Here is a 17180-nt window from a genome sequence, read left to right on the forward strand (position 1 = left end):
TCAGTGGAGATGTTCGGGGCGTACCACCACCGGGCTGTCGACCTCGATGGGCCGGCCGTCCTTCAGCGTCAGCGCGGGCACGAACAGGGCTGCGGCCGTCGCCTCGGCTCCACCGTTGTCGCGCAGGCGGAATTCGCCTTCGACGAGATCGAGCACGCTGACGTCGGCGCGCAATCCGGGCTGCAGGCTGCCGATCTCGTCGGACAGGCCCAGCAGCGCCGCCGCGTTTTGCGTGACCGTGGCGACGACGTCGTGCAGCGGCATGCCGAGCGCCAGCAGCTCGCTCATGGCCAGCGTGAGGCAGAAGCGCTGGGCGCCGTAGAAGGGATTGCTCTCGCGGTCGTCCGCGCCGTCCTCGCCGGCGTAGGTGTTGTAGCCGTGCATGTCGGCGCCGAGCGTGTAGGGCCGGATGCCGTGGGCGAGCACCTTCTCCGCCATCTCGAAGCTGAAGTGCGAGCCGTGGCCCACGTCCACGCGGATGCCTTGCGCCAACGCCGCCTCCACGATCGGATGCACCTCGCCGGTCCTGGTGGAGATGAAACCGCCGGGGTGGCGCGTGAAGGGGTGCGCGAGCACGTCGCCGGGCCGCATGATGGGCACCAGTTCCTCGATCACGCTGTCCGGGTCGACCACGCCCTTCTCGCGCTCCGGCCACAGCTGGCCGAGGTGGATGTAGAGCGGCACGTCGATGCCGACGGCGATCTCGGCCGCCTGCTTGATCACGTCCATGCCCCAGCGCGACTTGCCGCCGATCTCGGCATGCGCCTTGATGCCCTTGACCAGATCGCGGTTCTCGCGGCCGATCTTGATCGTGCGCTTCACGTCGACCATCTCGGGGCCGTAGAGCTGCGCGTAGTGGTGACCCTCCAGCCCGCCGACCAGGTAGGCCGAGAGGAAGCACAGCACACTGCTGTCGGCGGGTTCCGAGACGTAGTGGCGGAAAGCGGGCAGGGTCATCAGGCTGGGGCCGCCCTGGTCGACCAGGGTGGTGACGCCCGAGCGCACGCCGCACAGATCGGGGTTCAGGCCGAAGCGTCCGGTGACGTGCTGGAACACGTGCGCATGGGTATCGATCAGGCCGGCGGTCACGAGCTTGCCGCCGACGTCGATCACCCGCGCGCCGGGCGTGGCCTCGAGGTGCGGCGCCAGGGCGGCGATGCGCCCGTCGCGGATCGCGAGGTCCGCCACGGCGTCGAATCCGCTGGCGGTGTCGATCACGCGTCCGCCGCGCAGGATGAGGTCGTAGTCGTCGGTGCTGGTCTGGTTCACGGGGCGTCCCTTGGCGTGGATGTGTGGCCTTTGGTGTGCGGAATCAGGTGTTGCTAAGGCGCAACCATTTCAGCAGGCGCGCCCACAGTCCTTCCGCTGCCGGCGTGGTGGCGTCGGGCGGTGTGCCGGCGAGCAGGCGTTCGAGGTTGTGCGCGAAGTCGGCGGTCAGCCTGTCGGCGAAGCGCTCCGCCAAGGCGCCGCGCGCGAACTGCGCAAGGCGTCCCGACAGGCCGTAGCGCACCTCGATGTCGACGCGCGTGTCCGCGTCGGCCGCGTGCAGGGCATAGGCGATCTCGGCGGTCACGCGCGTGCCGGTCAGCCGGTCGCGGCCCTGCCCGACGAGGCGTCCGCTCCGTTCGGCGGGCTCTGTCGTCTGGCGCGCGCTGGCCTCGAAGGCGGCGCGCACGGGGCCGAACTTTACGTGCAGGCGGCCGTGCAGCATGCCCTGCGCGTCGGGGGCGCCGAACTCGGCGCCGGGCAGGCAGCGCGACAGGGCGACGACGTCGGCGAACTGCGCCCACACGGCATCCACGGGCGCGGCCACGGCCAGGTTGCGTGCGAGCGCGTGCTGCGGCGCGGGGCCGTCCGTAGGTGCGGAAGCGGCGGGAAGCGGTGCGACCTTGGCAACGGTTTCGGGCGTCGTCGCGATGGGTGCCGGCGGCACCGCGGCCTGCGCGCAGGGGCGGGCGCCCACCGGCCCGAGCCGCTCGGCGGGCAGCAGGGGTGCGACCTCGCCGCGTGCGTCGACCACCTGCTTCACGGCCTGAATCACGCCGAGATAGCCCGTGCAGCGACACAGGTTGCCGGCCAGTTCGAGCCGGATGCGGTCGCTGTCGGCGCCCGGCAGGCGGGCGACGATGTCGCGCGCGGTGATCAGCATGCCCGGCGTGCAGAAGCCGCACTGCAGGGCGTGCTGCTCGCGGAAGGCGGCGCGCAGTTCGGCGGCCAGCGGATCGTTGTCCAGACCCTCGACGGTGACCACGTCGGCGCCGTCGCAGGCGACCGCGTAGGTGATGCAGGCGCGTGCCGGGGCACCGTCCACGAGCACCGTGCAGGCGCCGCAGATGCCGTGCTCGCAGCCGAGATGGGTGCCGGTGAGCAGCGCCTTGTCGCGCAGCAGTTCGGCGAGCTGGGTGCGCGGGGAGACGTCGGCCTCGAAGCGTCGGCCGTTGAGGTTGATCGCGATGGCGGTCATGCGCAGGCCCTCTCTACGGCGCGGCGCAGCACCACGCGGTGCATCTGCCGGGCGATGGGGTCGTCGATGCCGCGCGACTGCAGCAGCGCGTCGACCGCGTCGGGATCGAAGCGTTCGCTCAGGCGGCTGCCGCTGCGGCCGAACAGTGTGCTCGCGTCGTCGAGCGCGCAGGGGGCGTCGTCGAGCGCCCCGAGGGTGACGCGCAGGATGTCGCGCTCGGGGTCCCACAGCACCGCGGCCATGGCCTCGGCCAGTTCGCCGGGCTTGCGGCAGTGCTTGTAGTAGCCCCAGCGCGCGGCTGGGGACAGGGTCGGGAGACGCATGCCGGCAATGAGTTCGCCGGGCGCGAGCGCGGGTTCGAAGGCGGCGCGCAGCAGGGCGCCGGCCGGCAGCTCTCGCGTGCTGCGGCCGTCGTCGATCTGCAGTACGGCACCCAGCGTGGGCAGTACGCAGGGCCAGTCGCCGGCGGGATCGCCGTGCGCCAGACTGCCGCCGAGCGTGCCGCGGTTGCGTACCGCGCGGTAGGCGATGCCGCCCGCGATCCGGGCGAGGATGCCGCCGGTGGCATCGGGCACGCGGCCGTCCTCGACGTTGGCGTGGGTCACGCAGGCGCCGAGGTAGACTCCGTCCGCGGTCCGTTCGGCGGCGAGCAGTTCCGGCACGCCGGTGATGTCCACGAGCAGGCCGGGTTGCGCCAGGCGCAGGTTCAGCATGGGCCCGAGCGACTGGCCGCCGGCGAGCAGCCGCGCGTCGAGGTCGCCGCGGCGCAGCAGCTCGGCCGCCTCGCCCAGGCTGGCGGCGCGGACGTATTCGAACGGCGCCGGTTTCATGTGCCTGTCTCCGTGTCGGGTTGCGTGGCGCGGGTGATCGCCGCGAGGATGCGCCGGGGCGTCATCGGGGTCTCGGTGATCTCGGCGCCGACGAAGCGCAGCGCGTCGTTCACCGCATTGCCGATGGCGGCAGGCGGGGCGATGGCGCCGCCCTCGCCGACGCCCTTGACCCCGAAGCGGGTGTAGGGCGAGGGCGTTTCCATGTGTTCGATGCGGATGTCCGGCATCTCGCAGGCGCCGGGCAGGAGGTAGTCGGAGAAGGTCGAGGCCAGCGGCTGGCCGGCGCTGTCGAACGCCATTTCCTCGTACAGCGCGGTGCCGATGCCCTGGGCCGTGCCGCCGATGATCTGGCCGTCGACCACCATCGGGTTCACCAGCACGCCGCCGTCCTCGACGATCGCGTAGTCCAGCAGTTCGACCGTGCCCAGCTCGGGGTCGACGGCGACCGCAACGGCGTGCGCCGCATAACTGAACACGCCGTGGTCGTGCACGGGCTTGTAGGCGGCATTCGTCTCCAGGCTGGTGACCCCGAGACCGCGCGGCAGGTCCTGCGGGCGGCGATACCAGAGGTAGGCCAGCTCGCGCAGCGACAGGCTGCCGCCCTGGCTGCGGGCCTCGCCGTCGGCCAGGACGATGCCCTCGGGCTCGACGCCGAGCATGCTCGCCGCGACGGTCCTGAGGCGTGCCGCCAGCGCGTCGCAGGCGGTGGCCACCGCGCCGCCGGCCATCACCATCGAGCGCGAGCCCCAGGTGCCGGTGGAGTAGGCGGTGTCGGCGGTGTCGCCGTGCATCACGCGCACGCGGTCGGTATCCACCCCGAGAATTTCATGCGCGAGCTGGGCGAAGGTGGTTTCCATGCTCTGTCCGTGCGACTGCACGCCGACGCGAATGTCCAGACCGCCGTTCGGGGTGACGCGCACGAAGGCCTCCTCGTAGCCGGGGATCATGGGGATGCCCCAGCCCGAGTACACCGAGGTGCCGTGCGCGCTCTGCTCGCAGTAGATCGAGAAGCCGACGCCGATCAGGCGGCCGTCGGGTTCCGGAGTGCGCTGGCGCTCGCGCCAGGCGTCCAGATCGATGGCCTGAACCGCCCGGCGCATGCATTCGGGATAGTCCCCGCTGTCGAAGTGCTTGCGGGTGATGTTGTCGAACGGCATCTTTTCGGGCGGCACCAGGTTCGCCATGCGCACCTGCCAGGGTTCCAGTCCGAGCTCGCGGGCGAGCGCGTCCAGGGTCAGCTCCATGGCGTAGCAGACGCCGGTACGGGCCACGCCGCGGTAGGGCAGGATGGCGCATTTGTTGGTGGCGGCGGAAAAGGTGCGGCAGCGGTAGCCGCTGAAGTCGTACGGGCCGGGCAGGATGCTCGCCACCTGGGCGGCCTCCAGGCAGGCGGAAAACGGATAGGCCGAATAGGCGCCGGAGTCGACCGTGACCTCGGCGTCGAGCGCGAGCAGCTTGCCGTTCGCGTCGGCGTGCGCGGTGATGCGGTAGTGATGCTCCCGGCAGTCGGCGTTGCCGATGAGGTGTTCGCGCCGGTCCTCGATCCAGCGGACGGGGCGGCCGAGGCGCAGGGTCAGCCAGGCGAGGCAGACCTCCTCGGCGAGCAGGATGCCCTTGTAGCCGAAACCGCCGCCGACGTCGGGCGCGATCACGCGGATGGCGTCCTCCTCCAGGCCGAGGCATTCCGACAGGCCGGAGCGCACCACGTGCGGCATCTGCGTGGAGGTGTAGACGGTCAGCAGGTTCTTGCGGCTGTCCCAGTAGGCCACCACGCCGCGGCCCTCGATGGGGGCCATGCACTGGCGGGCGGTGCGGTATTCGCGGGTGACGCTCGCGGCCGCGTGTGCGGCGGGCGTCTCGATGTCGCCGTCGACGAAGGTCTCCAGGAACACGTTGCGGTCCCAGTTCTCGTGCAGCAGCGGGCTGTCCGGTTCGCGCGCCTGCAGCATGTCGTGCACGGCGGGCAGTTCCTCGAAGTCGACGTCGACGAGGCCGACGGCGTCCTCGGCGGCGGCGCGGTCCTCGGCAAAGCACAGCGCGAGCGGTTCGCCCACGTGCCGGACCTTGTCGGCGGCCAGCACGGGCTGCTCGGAGACCCGGAAGCCGGGCAGCTTGGAGACGGCGCGGATGGCCAGCACGTCCGCGAGATCGGCCGCGGTGAAGGTCTGCGCGGCGATCGCCTCAGGCACGTGGATGCCGCGGATGCGCGCATGCGCCAGCGGGCTGCGCAGGAACGCGACTTCGCACTGGCCGGGCAGGACGATGTCGGCGATGAACTCGCCGCGTCCGCGCAGATAGCGGTCGTCCTCCTTGCGCAGCAGTCGCGCGCCGATGCCTTGTTGCTTCATGTGCCTCTCGTGCCTCTTCGTGGTTCCCTGGCGTCAGGGATGTCGTTTGCCGGTCCGGGCGGCGACGGCTTCACGCCGCGCCGCCCGGCCACTGCCGCTTACGGTGCGAGCAGCGTGCTGACCGGCAGGCCCCAGCGTTTCGCATCCGCCCTGGCGGCGGCCGAACCGAGATACCAGTGCATCTGCTTCTGCACCTCGGCCACCAGCGGGCTGCCCTTCTTCAGCACGATGCCGGCGTTGGTGGTGTCGGGGTCGATGACGGCGATGTGGAACTTGCCCGGATTCTGTGTCTCGACGTAGCCCAGCGTGCTGACGCTCTCGAAGATGCCGCCGAGACGGCCGTTCTCCAGCTGCGGCAGTTCCTGCGCCACGGCGGGATAGGAGCGTGCCTTGATGGCCGGCTTGCCCTTGGAGGTGCAGTTCGCCTCGCTGGCGGCCTGGACCGCCTGCAGCTCGGGGGCGCTGCCGGTCAGGACGCCCATGTCCATGCCGCACAGGTCGGCGTAGGACTTGATTTTGCCGGCGTTGGCCGCGCTGACCATGACGCCGAAGCCGTTCTTCAGGTAATCGACGAAGTCGACGATCTTCTGACGGGCCTCGGTGTGGTACACGTCGGACACGACCATGTCGACTCGACCGCTCTGCACGGCCGGGATCAGGCCGCTGAAGTCGCTGGTCACGATCTTGTATTTCCAGCCGGCGTGCTTGGCGATGGACTTGATCATGTCCATCTCGAAACCGACGATCTTCGCCGGGTCATCGGGCGAGCGGAAGCTCAGCGGCGGGAAGTCCGCCGAGGTGGCGATCACGTAGGTCTTTGCGGCCTGCGCAGGCATCGAGTAGGCGCCCAGCCCCAGACCGATCAGGGCGAGCGTGCCGGCGACGATGCGTTGTGTGCGTTTGTTGATCCTCATGGGTGTCTCCGCGATGCAATTGAATGAGTCGATGCGTAGGTTTGGGTTTTCTCTGTATAGATCGGGAACAACTCCACCTGGGCGATGCGCTTTGAGTAGTTATGAAACGGTGATGCCGAGCGGTTTCAGGTGCCCGGCATTGCAGGGGTTGAGATCCTGCGGGCAGTTGGAGATCGCCAGCAGGACGTCGGTCTCGACGGCGAAGCGGATGAAGTCGCCGGGCTTGGAGGCCGGTTCGGCAATGCGCCACTCTCCGCTTGCGGCGACGGGGCAGTTCATGAACACGTTGAAGGACATCGGAATGTCCGCCCGCGTCAGGCCCCAGGGGGACAGGGCCTCGACGAAGTTCTCGACGCAGCCGTGGTGGCCGTCGACGCCGTAGCGCACCTTGTCGATTTCCGCGTTGCAGGAGCCGGCGAGGATGTCGTGCTGGCCGCAGGTGTCCTCGACGATGCGCAGCAGCGGCCGGCTGAGATCCGAATAGAGCACGTGCCCGGCGGTCAGGAACACGGTGCCGTTCAGGCGCACGGTGTTCGAGACCCACAGGCGGTCGTCAAGCTCGGGGCGCGTGAAGGCGACGATGTCCGCGACCTGCTGGCCTTCCAGGTCGGTGATCTGCAGCGACTGGCCCGCGCGCAGCGCCAGGGCGACGCAGCCTGCGGGCGCGAGTACGAAGTCTCCGGGTTCTGCGACGTTCATTGCGCGGCCTCGATGGGAGTGGGTTCGGTGTGGTGGCCCAGACGGCCTTCGACAAGTTCGATGAAGGCGCGAGTGCGGGCGCTTTTCGGGCGGTTGAAGAGCTCGCTCGGGCTGCCCTGTTCGACGATCTGACCGTCTTCCATGAACACGATCCGGTCCGCCCAGTCGCGCGCGAACACGATTTCGTGGCTCACGATGACCATCGTCATGCCGGCAGCGGCCAGCTTGCGCATCAGCACCAGCACCTCGTTGACCAGTTCGGGGTCGAGCGCCGAGGTCGGTTCGTCGAACAGGATCAGCTTCGGATGCGTGGCGACGGCGCGGATGATCGCGATGCGCTGCTGCTGACCGCCGGAGAGCTGATGCGGATAACGCTGTTCGTGCTCGCTCAGGCCGGCCCAGGCGAGCAGTTCGCGCGCCTCGCGGTAGGCCGTGGCGCGGTCGATGCCGTGTACCCGGATCGGCGCTTCGACGATGTTTTCGAGCACGGTCATGTGGTCGAACAGGTTGAAATGCTGGAACACCATGCCAACGCCGACCCGCGCGCGGTCGCGGGCAGCGCTACGCGAGGGACGCAGGCCGGCGGACGTCTGGCGATAGCCGATGTGCTGGCCGTTGACCAGGATCTCGCCGCTGTCGATGGATTCGAGGTGATTGATCGTGCGCAGCAGGGTCGTCTTGCCCGAACCGCTCGGGCCGATGAGAAAGACCATTTCGCCCTGGTCGAGCTTCAGCGTGATGTCGCGCAGGATCAGGTTGCCGTGGAAGGATTTGCGGACGTGCCTGATCTCCACGAAGGTCTGGCCGGACGGTGCCGGTCGTGCCGCGGGATGCGGGGCTTCGGACAAGGGGAGCCTCGCTTGGGCGGTGCTCGCCGTGCCCACGGCATCCGCCGTCGGGGCACTGGAGCGAGGGCCCAGCGGGGTCGTGTGGCGTTCGTAGTTGAGGCGGTTTTCGAAATATCGCTGCGCGAGGGAGATCGCGGTGGTGGCCAGCAGATAGAGCAGCCCGGCCGCGGTGAACACCTCGACATACTCGAAGTTCGTCGACACGACCTGTTCGCTGGTCAGCGTGAGTTCGCCGACCGTGATGACCGAGGCCAGCGAGGTGTTTTTCAGGACCGTGATCGCCTCGTTGCCCATGGCCGGCGCGATCGCCCTGAGCGCCTGCGGCAGCACGACGCGGGCCATCACCATGAACGGCGTCAGTCCGAGCGCCGCGGCGGCGTCGCGCTGCGTGCGCTTCACCGACTGCAGCCCGCCGCGGAAGATTTCCGCCATGAAGGCGACCTCGTTGAGCGCGAGGCCGAGGATCGCGGTCATGAGTGCGCTCAGGCGCAGGCCGAGCAATGGCAGGACGTTGTACCAGAACAGCAGCTGCAGCAGCACGGGCGTGCCGCGCATGACCCAGATGAAGGGTGTGGGCAGCCCGCGCAGCAGCGCATTGTTGGACATGCGCGCAATCGCCACGAGCAGTGCCGGCACGAGCGCAGCGCCGAACGAGCAGACGGCGATGACGACGGCCAGCCAAAGCCCGTGCCACAACACCGGCATGGTGAGGTAATGCAGCAGGTGATCGTAGTTCATGCTGCCCGCGATGCCCGGTGTGCCGGGCGGTCGGAGCATGGCATGCGGCGATGCCTCATCATGAGTAGGTCGATGTCCTGAGTACTTAGTACGCTAAGCAATGGAGCATGTTTTATGCCATGACGGCGCTAGCCATCACGCCGGACGCAGGTTCGGCCTTTAACCCACTTATTTGCTTGGATATATTTTTTCGAGGGTAGGGATGCGCGCTGCGGTGTCGTCCGTGCGTTGTCCGCGGTGATGGGGCGTGCGCGCACCATAATCGCGAGGACGTGCAGGTTCGCGCACCGATGTGGAGCTTGTGTGCATACCGTATTCGGAGTCCTCTGCTGGCGCAGGTCGAGCTCGCGAGCGCACGCCAGCCGGCGCGGCTCGTGACTCGTTTCGGAACGGCGTTACTGCCTGCGCGGCGTTCAGAATTTTTCCACGTCGGGGCGCAGGTCGATCTCCTGCGTCCAGGCGGAGCGGTCCTGGTGAATGAGTGCCAGATAGGTGCGGGCGATGGCATCCGGGTCCAGGGTGTTGTCCGCGGTGACGCCGGGCCGGCCGCAATTTTTGGGCGTCAGGATCATGCCGTCGATGATCACGTGCGCGACGTGGATGCCCTGCGGGCCGAGTTCGCGGGCCATGGACTGGGCCATGCCGCGCAGCGCGAACTTGGCGGCGCCGAAGGCGGCAAAACGGGCGGCCGGCTTGGTCGCGGCGCTGGCGCCGGTGAATAGGATGCAGCCCCGGCCGCGGGCCAGCATGGCCGGCACGACCTCGCGTGCGCACAGGAAGGCCCCGCGGCAGTTGATCGCCCACAGGCGGTCGAAATCCTCCACGGGCGTCTCGGCGAAGGCGTGCATGGCGATGGCCCCGGCGTTGTAGATCAGCACCTCGGGCGGGCCGAAGCGTTCCACGGCCTCGCCCAGCGCCGTGCGCACCGCCGTTTCGTCGGTGAGATCGCAGGCCAGCATGAGCGCGTCGGCGCCGCGCGCCTGGAGTTCCGCAGCCAGTTCGTCGGTGTAGTGGCGGGTGCGCGCGAGGCCGACCACGGCATAGCCGTCCGCGCTGAGCTGTCGGCACAGTGCGGCGCCAAGGCCGGGGCCCACGCCGGCGACGATGGCCAGGGGTTGGGTTTCGCTCATGGGGCGATCCTCCTTGGTTTGGACGTGTCGGCCCCGCCGCGCCTCATTTCACGCGCATGCCCGGTTCCGCGCCTTCGTCCGGATTGAGAACGAACAGGTCCTTTCCACCGGGGCCGGCGGCCAGCACCATGCCCTCGGAGACGCCGAAGCGCATCTTGCGCGGGGCGAGGTTGGCGACCATGACGGTGAGCCGCCCTTCCAGGTCTTCGGGGGCATAGGCGGATTTGATGCCGGCGAACACGTTGCGCGTCTCGCCGCCGAGATCGAGGGTCAGGCGCAGCAGCTTTTCGGCGCCCTCGACGTGCTCGGCCTTGAGGATGCGCACGACGCGCAGGTCGAGCTTGGCGAAGTCGTCGTAGGCGATCTCGTCACGGATCGGATCGTCGGCCAGCGGCCCGGTGGGCTTGGGCGCGGCGGCCTGCAGGTCTTCCCTGGAGGCCTCGACCATGGCCTCGATGGCGGCGGGCTCGATGCGGGTCATGAGCGGCTCGAAGGCGTTGATGCGGCGCGCGAGCAGCGGCTCGGCGATGTCGTCCCAGGCCAGTTCGCCGGCGCCGAAGAAGGCCTCGGTCTTCCCGGCGACGCGCGGCAGCACGGGCTTGAGGAAGCTCACGATCACGCGGAACAGGTTGAGCCCCTGGGTGCAGATGCCCTGGACCGAGGCGGCCCGCTCCGGGTCCTTGATCAGCACCCACGGCTTGTTTTCGTCGATGTACTGGTTGGCGCGGTCGGCCAGCCCCATGATCTTACGCATGGCCTGACCGAATTCGCGACGTTCGTAGTGTTCGGCGATCTCGTCGCGCGAGGCGGCGAACGAGGCGTACATGTCGGGTTCGGGCAGGGTGTCGGACAGCTTGCCGTCGAAGCGCTTGGCGATGAACGAGGCGGTGCGGCTGGCGATGTTGACCACTTTGCCGACGAGGTCGGCGTTTACGCGCGCGGTGAAGTCCTCGAGATTGAGGTCGAGGTCATCGACGCCGGCGCCGAGCTTGGCCGCGAAATAGTAGCGCAGGTACTCGGCGTCGAGGTGATCCAGATAGGTGCGCGCCTTGATGAAGGTGCCGCGCGACTTGGACATTTTCTGCCCGTCCACGGTGAGGAAGCCGTGCGCGTAGATGGCGGTCGGTATGCGCAGCCCGGCGCCCTTGAGCATGGCCGGCCAGAACAGGGTGTGGAAACGCAGGATGTCCTTGCCGATGAAGTGATAGAGCTCGGATTTGGCGTCAGCCTTCCACCAGTCGTCGAATTCCAGCCCCAGCCGCGCGCAGAGCTGCTTGAAGCTCGCCATGTAGCCGATGGGCGCATCCAGCCAGACGTAGAAATACTTGCCCGGCGCATCGGGAATCTCGAAGCCGAAGTAGGGTGCGTCGCGCGAGATGTCCCAGTCGTTCAGGCCGGTGGACAGCCACTCGTTCATCTTGTTCGCGACTTCGGTCTGCGTGGCGCCGCGCACGAACTTGCGCAACATGTCCTCGAAATCGGACAGCCGGAAGAAATAATGCTCCGAGTCCTTCTTAACCGGCGTGGCGCCGCTGAGCACCGAGCGCGGGTCCTTGAGTTCGGCGGCGTCGTAGGTCGCGCCGCAGACCTCGCAGTTGTCGCCATACTGGTCCGGCGCGCCGCAGCGCGGGCAACCGCCCTTGATGAAGCGGTCGGGCAGAAACATCTTCTGCTCGGGATCGTAGAACTGGCTGATGGTGCGCCGCGCGATATGTCCGGCGTCGCGCAGCTTCAGATAGATGTCGGAGGCGAAGGCGCGGTTTTCGGGCGAGTGGGTGCTGTAGTAGTTGTCGAAGCTGATGCCGAAATCGTCGAAGTCCGCGCGGTGTTCCGCACCGACGCGTTCGATCAGCGCCTCGGGCGTGATGCCCTCGCCCTGGGCGCGCAGCATGATCGGGGTGCCGTGAGCGTCGTCTGCGCCGACATAGAAACAGCGGTGTCCGCGCATGCGCTGGAAGCGTACCCAGATGTCGGTCTGGATGTATTCCACCAGATGACCGATATGGATCGATCCGTTGGCGTAGGGCAGGGCGCTGGTGACCAGGATGTCGCGCGTCATGGGGTGGCTCGTCCGCGTTTCGAAAAGCCTGTAAACATATCAGGTCCGGCGCCCCCGGGCCATGCATGCATGGCCGCAAATCCCCTATCTCCCGCATTTGTCGCTGCGCGTCGGATGCACGTGCGCAACAGTTTTTCGGCCGGAGGGAAGGCCTAGTTAACCGCGTGGTTTTACGCGGGGTGGCGGCCTAGTACAATCCGCGGCAAAGCGCCGATTGCGCATCACCGAATTGTTCCGGAGGTTCAGGGCTCATGGCTGAGTTGTCGCGTTTACAGGTCGAAACCGCCCTCAAGGGCGTGCAGGACCGCTACCTGGAGAAGGATCTGGTGGCGGCCGGAGAGGTCAAGGATATCCGCATCGAGGGCGGCAAGGTCGCGGTGGACATCGCCTTCGGTTACCCCGCCAAGGGCTACGCCGACGAGGTCGTCGCGGCCGTGCGCGAGCAGGTGGGTCGGATCGACGGCGTCGATTCGGTCGAGGTGGAAACGCGGTCGCAGATCGTCTCGCATGCCGTACAACGCAACCTCAAGCCGCTGGCCGGAATCAAGAACATCATTGCCGTCGCCTCCGGCAAGGGCGGCGTGGGCAAGTCCACCACTGCGGTGAACCTGGCTCTGGCCCTGGCCGCCGAAGGCGCCAGCGTGGGCTTGCTCGACGCGGACATCTACGGCCCCAGCCAGCCGCGCATGCTGGGCATTGAGGGCAAGCCGGAGACCAAGGACGGGCGCATGCTCGAACCGATGGAGAACTACGGCATCAAGGCCATGTCCATCGGCTTCCTCATCGAGGATGAAACGCCGATGATCTGGCGCGGCCCGATGGTGACCCAGGCGCTGGAGCAGTTGCTTTCCGAAACCCGCTGGGGCGAGCTCGACTACCTCGTGATCGACCTGCCGCCGGGCACCGGCGACATCCAGCTCACGCTGTCACAGAAGATTCCGGTCAGCGGCGCGGTCATCGTCACCACGCCGCAGGACATCGCCCTGCTGGATGCACGCAAGGGTCTGAAGATGTTCGAGAAGGTCGAGGTGCCGGTGCTCGGCATCGTGGAGAACATGAGCATCCACATCTGTTCGAACTGCGGCCACGAGGAGCACATCTTCGGCGAAGGCGGCGGCCAGCGCATGTCTGAGGACTACAACGTCGAACTGCTGGGCGCGCTGCCGCTCGACATCCGTATCCGCGAGCAGGCGGACGGCGGCAAGCCGACCGTGGTCGCCGATCCGGACGGACGCGTTGCCGAGATCTATCGCGACATCGCACGTCGCACGGCCGCGCAGCTTGCCCGCCAGTCCAAGGACTACAGCAGCAAGTTCCCCAACATCGTGATCCAGAACAGCTGAGCCGGCAGGGGCCCAGGCCCCGCCGGGACCGGAGTCCCCGAGCATGTCCATAAAGTCCGACCGCTGGATTCGCCGCATGGCCACGCAGCACGGCATGATCGAGCCCTTCGAGCCCGGTCAGGTGCGCCACAGCGGCGAACAGCGGATCGTATCCTATGGCACCTCCAGCTACGGCTACGACGTGCGCTGCGCCGACGAGTTCAAGATCTTCACCAACATCAACTCGGCCATCGTCGATCCCAAGGGCTTCGACCAGAACAGCTTCGTCGACGTGCAGTCCGACGTGTGCATCATCCCGCCCAACTCCTTCGCGCTCGCGCGCACGGTCGAGTACTTCCGCATCCCGCGTAACGTGCTCACCATCTGCCTCGGCAAGTCGACCTACGCGCGCTGCGGCATCATCGTCAACGTCACCCCGCTCGAACCCGAGTGGGAGGGCCACGTGACCCTGGAGTTTTCCAACACCACGCCGTTGCCGGCCAAGATCTACGCCAACGAAGGCGTCGCCCAGATGCTCTTTCTGGAGTCGGACGAGGTCTGCGAGGTGTCGTACAAGGATCGCGGCGGCAAGTACCAGGGCCAGCGAGGCGTCACGCTGCCTCAGACCTGAACGCGCCCCAAGTGGGTGCGCACCAGGTCGGCGCGATGCGCCGTTTGGGATTCGCCCGGCGATAGCAACCCCGCGATGCGCGGCTTGGCCGTGGTGGGCCGAACCCAGAATCAGCGCGCGATGCTCCCGGTTGCCCCAGGCTGGTGCGATGCCCGCTCGCCAGCTTCAGCAACCCCGCGTAAAAATCCCGCATGCCTCGAATATTCGGGGCTAATCATCGAATCCCCTTTCATGCATTGAAGGCGGGGCTTCAAGCCTGCCTATGTCACCAGGACGGGAGCCTTAATGCCCGGAATGGGTATCGACCCTGCCGGGCTTGCCGAGCCAGCGAGTGATCGTCGCAATCTCTCGTTGGTGGTGTGGATATAAAGTTCATGCGTGCTGTCTAACGAACGCTTAGAGGCATTTCCAGACATGAATTGGCAATGCCCGATATCCACCCAGGAGATTCAGTTATGCCCGGTAATTTCTCCCTCGTGAAATGGGGTGCCTTCCTGATTTCGTTGCTGGTTGTCGGCTTGCTGGGCGCAGAGCCTGCGTTCGCAGCGAAAGTGACTCATATCGATATCCCGGCCACGGTCGTCAAACTGCCTTTGGCGAAGGGTGTCACACCGAGTGAAGCCATCCAGTCCATGAAGCTGCGCGCCAATTTTCTCAACTTCAAACTGGTCGCGCACCAGGACCTGTCCGCCCAGCTAAAGGCCATGGGCGCTAAGCATGTGCGCACGCTGGACATCTACCAGTTTTGCAAACCCACGGTGGCCTATGAAATGGTCTCCTTCAATATGGCCTATGCCGCTTATCTGCCCTGTCGCATCGCCGTGGTTCAAGGCAAGCACGGCCATTACTGGCTGACCATGCTGAACCCCAAATTGCTGCTGTCCCGCAAGATGCCTCCGGCGCTCAAGAAGAGTGCCGATTCGGTGATTGCCGGCTTGATGAAAATCATCAAGGCAGGCGCCGACGGCGCGCTCTGACGGATTTGGAATTAAGGCGATATTCTTCAGCCCCATGCGTTATCTGAGAGCAATGCATGGGGTGCTTGATGTCTCAAACAAATGACTGGTTTGAATTATCGAGACTTCCGAAATCGGCCACATCCGGCCATTCATGCTCCTTCCATATCAGTCCGATGGACGACAGGTGTGCAGCGAGAACCAGTCGTTCGACTAACTCTGGTTGGGCATCAGCTTCATGTCCTCGTTTTCATACATGCATATAGAGACAAAGAAATGATAAAGTGGTGGAAAATCATCTGGTTAATCGCTGTTTTTGTGGGTCTCTGTATAAAAGAATGTCAGGATCCGTCGGTCTCTATATTTACTGTTAGATTCTCTCGAGAGGAAACTTGGAAGCGTTTTACGAAAGCACAACTGTGAAAGTAGTAACTTTCATCATAGCTGCTATGGTTTTCTTAATTATTCCGCTAATTAATAGCGCAATAAATCAGCGGATTCCTGTGGCAATGAGGGCTCAGCACGCAAAACGGGCGGAAGATGCTTGGATGAAAACAGTTATTCTTTTTTCCACTTCAATCGCCGCCGGGTTTCTTGTCTTCTTTCGTGGTGGTTTTGATGAAGCAATTACGCAGGCATTTTTCGGAATGTGTCTATTTTCTTCCCTTGCATCATTTTGGACAGTCAAGAAGACAAAAACGCTAATTCAAGAGGCTAAGGTACTTTCTCTCGCTGGCAATCGTGCGACTCGAATTCATGATGTTGAAAGAGTGAACAGAGAAAAGGCCACTAAAGCAACATTGGTCAGCTTCACGATTGGTCTATTAGGCTTTCTGTATGTCGCGCTTGCCTTTGACACATATAGATTTTCCTGGCTTTGGTTTGCGGGCTTCATTTCCACAGCATTCGCGATCCTGTCAGCAGGGTGGAGTGATGCGGCGAATTTTGCGATTGCAAAATACGCCTCGGATCCAAATCATGGGAAATGAATCTAACACGTCGCTCAAGCCGACCACAAAATCGCTGCGCGCTTTTCGGTCGGCTTAGCTAGGCGTTAGCGATGGAAGCGCACATACATGATTGACCCAGTCATCATATCGATAGTTGCTCTTTGCATTTCAATTGCAGGTTTCGGTTTTTCGATATATCAGTGGAAAAAGAACAGCTTCATAAAAAGTGCAGAAAAAGCTCATGAAGTGACGTTAGAAGCATTCGAGTTGCGTCGCTCATCGCAAGATCTCAGAGATTTAATCGCAGTCACTGATGACATTGATGACATGGAGGGGTTTCTACGAGCAATAGACAAAGTATCCGAGGAGCTGTTAAATGCATTGCGCAATCCAAGAATTAGCCTTGTCGATGCTTACAAAGCGCAGCAAAAAATTTCAGATTTGAGACTAGAACTCGATCTTCTGCACAAACAAGTATTAGAGGTAAAAAGGCTTAATAATGAGGTTGCAGAACATGAACGATCAAAAAATAATCGCTAACAAGGCGCTCGTTCGGATGCAAACTACGCTGCGCTTCGTTTGCGCCGCACAGCTTCAACGTTATGCGTCAAAATAAACGGGGATTAGATGACTGCCACTGAAGGGGCAACAGAGGAAGAACTTACGCGGGCACTCACCTACGCGGGGTTCGTTCTAGTTGCATTCGAGCTAGTCAAAGACATTATAGTTAACCCTATCAAGGCTTTTTATCAAGATACGACCTTCGATGAAGGAATGCCGTTCAAATCGTACGAAGAAGATGTATTGTCTCGGCATAAGAATCAATTTGAAGCATGCCTTCTATATCTTCGCGATTTTATGGAGGCTATAGACTCTGAGGACGTTCTAACCATTCAAGCGTTAAGAAAACACCGAAATGACTTGGCGCATGATCTTCCCAATATGCTCGGAAACATAGATGTAGAGGATCATCTGCCTCTATTGCAAAAAACTGATAAGGCCTTATTCAAACTCAGTAATTATCGCACATATATAGAAATTGGCTCCGATCCTGCCTTCCAGAACAAGGGCATTGACTGGGATACTATAAAAGGACCTGAGTACGAGCTTTTTGAAGAAATAATTAATAAGGTAAAAACATTGCGGGGCGTCAGAAAATGACGCATAACAAGACACTCCACCGGACGAAAATTACGCTACGCTTCATTTGCGCCTGTGAGTTTGGTCGTTGAACGACCGCTGTTGGGCTTGGTGCCGACAGCGGGTTAACGATACGCGAATGGCAGGATTG

At 64.3% G+C, this 17180-nt stretch carries 15 protein-coding genes; 6 read left to right on the top strand and 9 right to left on the bottom strand.

What is annotated here, in order from left to right:
* From BJI67_RS03875 to metG, 9 genes are all read right to left on the bottom strand, one after another.
* Positions 1 to 1269: an amidohydrolase/deacetylase family metallohydrolase gene (locus BJI67_RS03875; protein WP_070071916.1), complete on the bottom strand. Its 1269-nt coding sequence runs from the start codon at positions 1267 to 1269 to the stop codon at positions 1 to 3.
* Positions 1270 to 1312: 43 nt separating this feature from the next.
* The gene (locus BJI67_RS03880) at positions 1313 to 2464 is read right to left on the bottom strand and encodes a xanthine dehydrogenase family Fe-S subunit (protein ID WP_070071917.1); all 1152 of its coding nucleotides are present in this window, start codon (positions 2462 to 2464) and stop codon (positions 1313 to 1315) included.
* Positions 2461 to 3294, bottom strand: a complete 834-nt coding sequence (locus BJI67_RS03885) for an FAD binding domain-containing protein (protein WP_070071918.1) — start codon at positions 3292 to 3294, stop codon at positions 2461 to 2463. The genes BJI67_RS03880 and BJI67_RS03885 overlap by 4 nt, the downstream gene beginning before the upstream one ends.
* Entirely contained in the window at positions 3291 to 5642 is a 2352-nt protein-coding gene (locus tag BJI67_RS03890; RefSeq protein ID WP_070071919.1) for a xanthine dehydrogenase family protein molybdopterin-binding subunit, read from the bottom strand. The genes BJI67_RS03885 and BJI67_RS03890 overlap by 4 nt, the downstream gene beginning before the upstream one ends.
* 98 nt (positions 5643 to 5740) lie before the next feature.
* Positions 5741 to 6556 (bottom strand): ABC transporter substrate-binding protein, encoded by an 816-nt coding sequence (locus tag BJI67_RS03895; protein ID WP_070071920.1) that lies wholly within the window; start codon positions 6554 to 6556, stop codon positions 5741 to 5743.
* 99 nt (positions 6557 to 6655) lie between these two features.
* The gene (locus BJI67_RS03900; protein WP_070071921.1) at positions 6656 to 7255 is read right to left on the bottom strand and encodes a DUF1989 domain-containing protein; all 600 of its coding nucleotides are present in this window, start codon (positions 7253 to 7255) and stop codon (positions 6656 to 6658) included.
* On the bottom strand, positions 7252 to 8880 hold the full coding sequence (locus tag BJI67_RS18370) for an amino acid ABC transporter permease/ATP-binding protein (protein ID WP_197513298.1): 1629 nt from the start codon (positions 8878 to 8880) through the stop codon (positions 7252 to 7254). The genes BJI67_RS03900 and BJI67_RS18370 overlap by 4 nt, the downstream gene beginning before the upstream one ends.
* A gap of 374 nt (positions 8881 to 9254) precedes the next feature.
* Complete coding sequence (locus BJI67_RS03910; protein ID WP_070071922.1) at positions 9255 to 9971, bottom strand: SDR family NAD(P)-dependent oxidoreductase; 717 nt, start codon at positions 9969 to 9971, stop codon at positions 9255 to 9257.
* 43 nt (positions 9972 to 10014) lie between these two features.
* On the bottom strand, positions 10015 to 12030 hold the full coding sequence (gene metG / locus BJI67_RS03915; protein WP_070071923.1) for a methionine--tRNA ligase: 2016 nt from the start codon (positions 12028 to 12030) through the stop codon (positions 10015 to 10017).
* A gap of 251 nt (positions 12031 to 12281) precedes the next feature.
* Here metG and apbC point away from each other — a divergent pair, with 251 nt between their 5' ends.
* The 6 genes from apbC to BJI67_RS03935 all read left to right on the top strand — a co-directional run bounded on the left by apbC (position 12282) and on the right by BJI67_RS03935 (position 17050).
* Positions 12282 to 13373, top strand: coding sequence for an iron-sulfur cluster carrier protein ApbC (gene apbC, locus BJI67_RS03920; RefSeq protein ID WP_070071924.1), 1092 nt, complete (start codon positions 12282 to 12284; stop codon positions 13371 to 13373).
* A gap of 43 nt (positions 13374 to 13416) precedes the next feature.
* Complete coding sequence (dcd, locus tag BJI67_RS03925; protein ID WP_070071925.1) at positions 13417 to 13983, top strand: dCTP deaminase; 567 nt, start codon at positions 13417 to 13419, stop codon at positions 13981 to 13983.
* A gap of 455 nt (positions 13984 to 14438) precedes the next feature.
* Positions 14439 to 14960: a DUF302 domain-containing protein gene (locus BJI67_RS03930; protein WP_197513299.1), complete on the top strand. Its 522-nt coding sequence runs from the start codon at positions 14439 to 14441 to the stop codon at positions 14958 to 14960.
* A gap of 371 nt (positions 14961 to 15331) precedes the next feature.
* Positions 15332 to 15928, top strand: a complete 597-nt coding sequence (locus tag BJI67_RS17250) for a hypothetical protein (RefSeq protein ID WP_156782016.1) — start codon at positions 15332 to 15334, stop codon at positions 15926 to 15928.
* Positions 15929 to 16015: 87 nt separating this feature from the next.
* Positions 16016 to 16429 (top strand): hypothetical protein, encoded by a 414-nt coding sequence (locus BJI67_RS17255; protein WP_156782017.1) that lies wholly within the window; start codon positions 16016 to 16018, stop codon positions 16427 to 16429.
* 87 nt (positions 16430 to 16516) lie between these two features.
* Positions 16517 to 17050: a hypothetical protein gene (locus BJI67_RS03935; protein ID WP_070071926.1), complete on the top strand. Its 534-nt coding sequence runs from the start codon at positions 16517 to 16519 to the stop codon at positions 17048 to 17050.
* The last annotated feature ends 130 nt before the right edge of the window (positions 17051 to 17180 follow it).

The sequence above is a fragment of the Acidihalobacter aeolianus genome (assembly GCF_001753165.1).
In the GTDB taxonomy this organism is placed as follows: domain Bacteria; phylum Pseudomonadota; class Gammaproteobacteria; order DSM-5130; family Acidihalobacteraceae; genus Acidihalobacter; species Acidihalobacter aeolianus.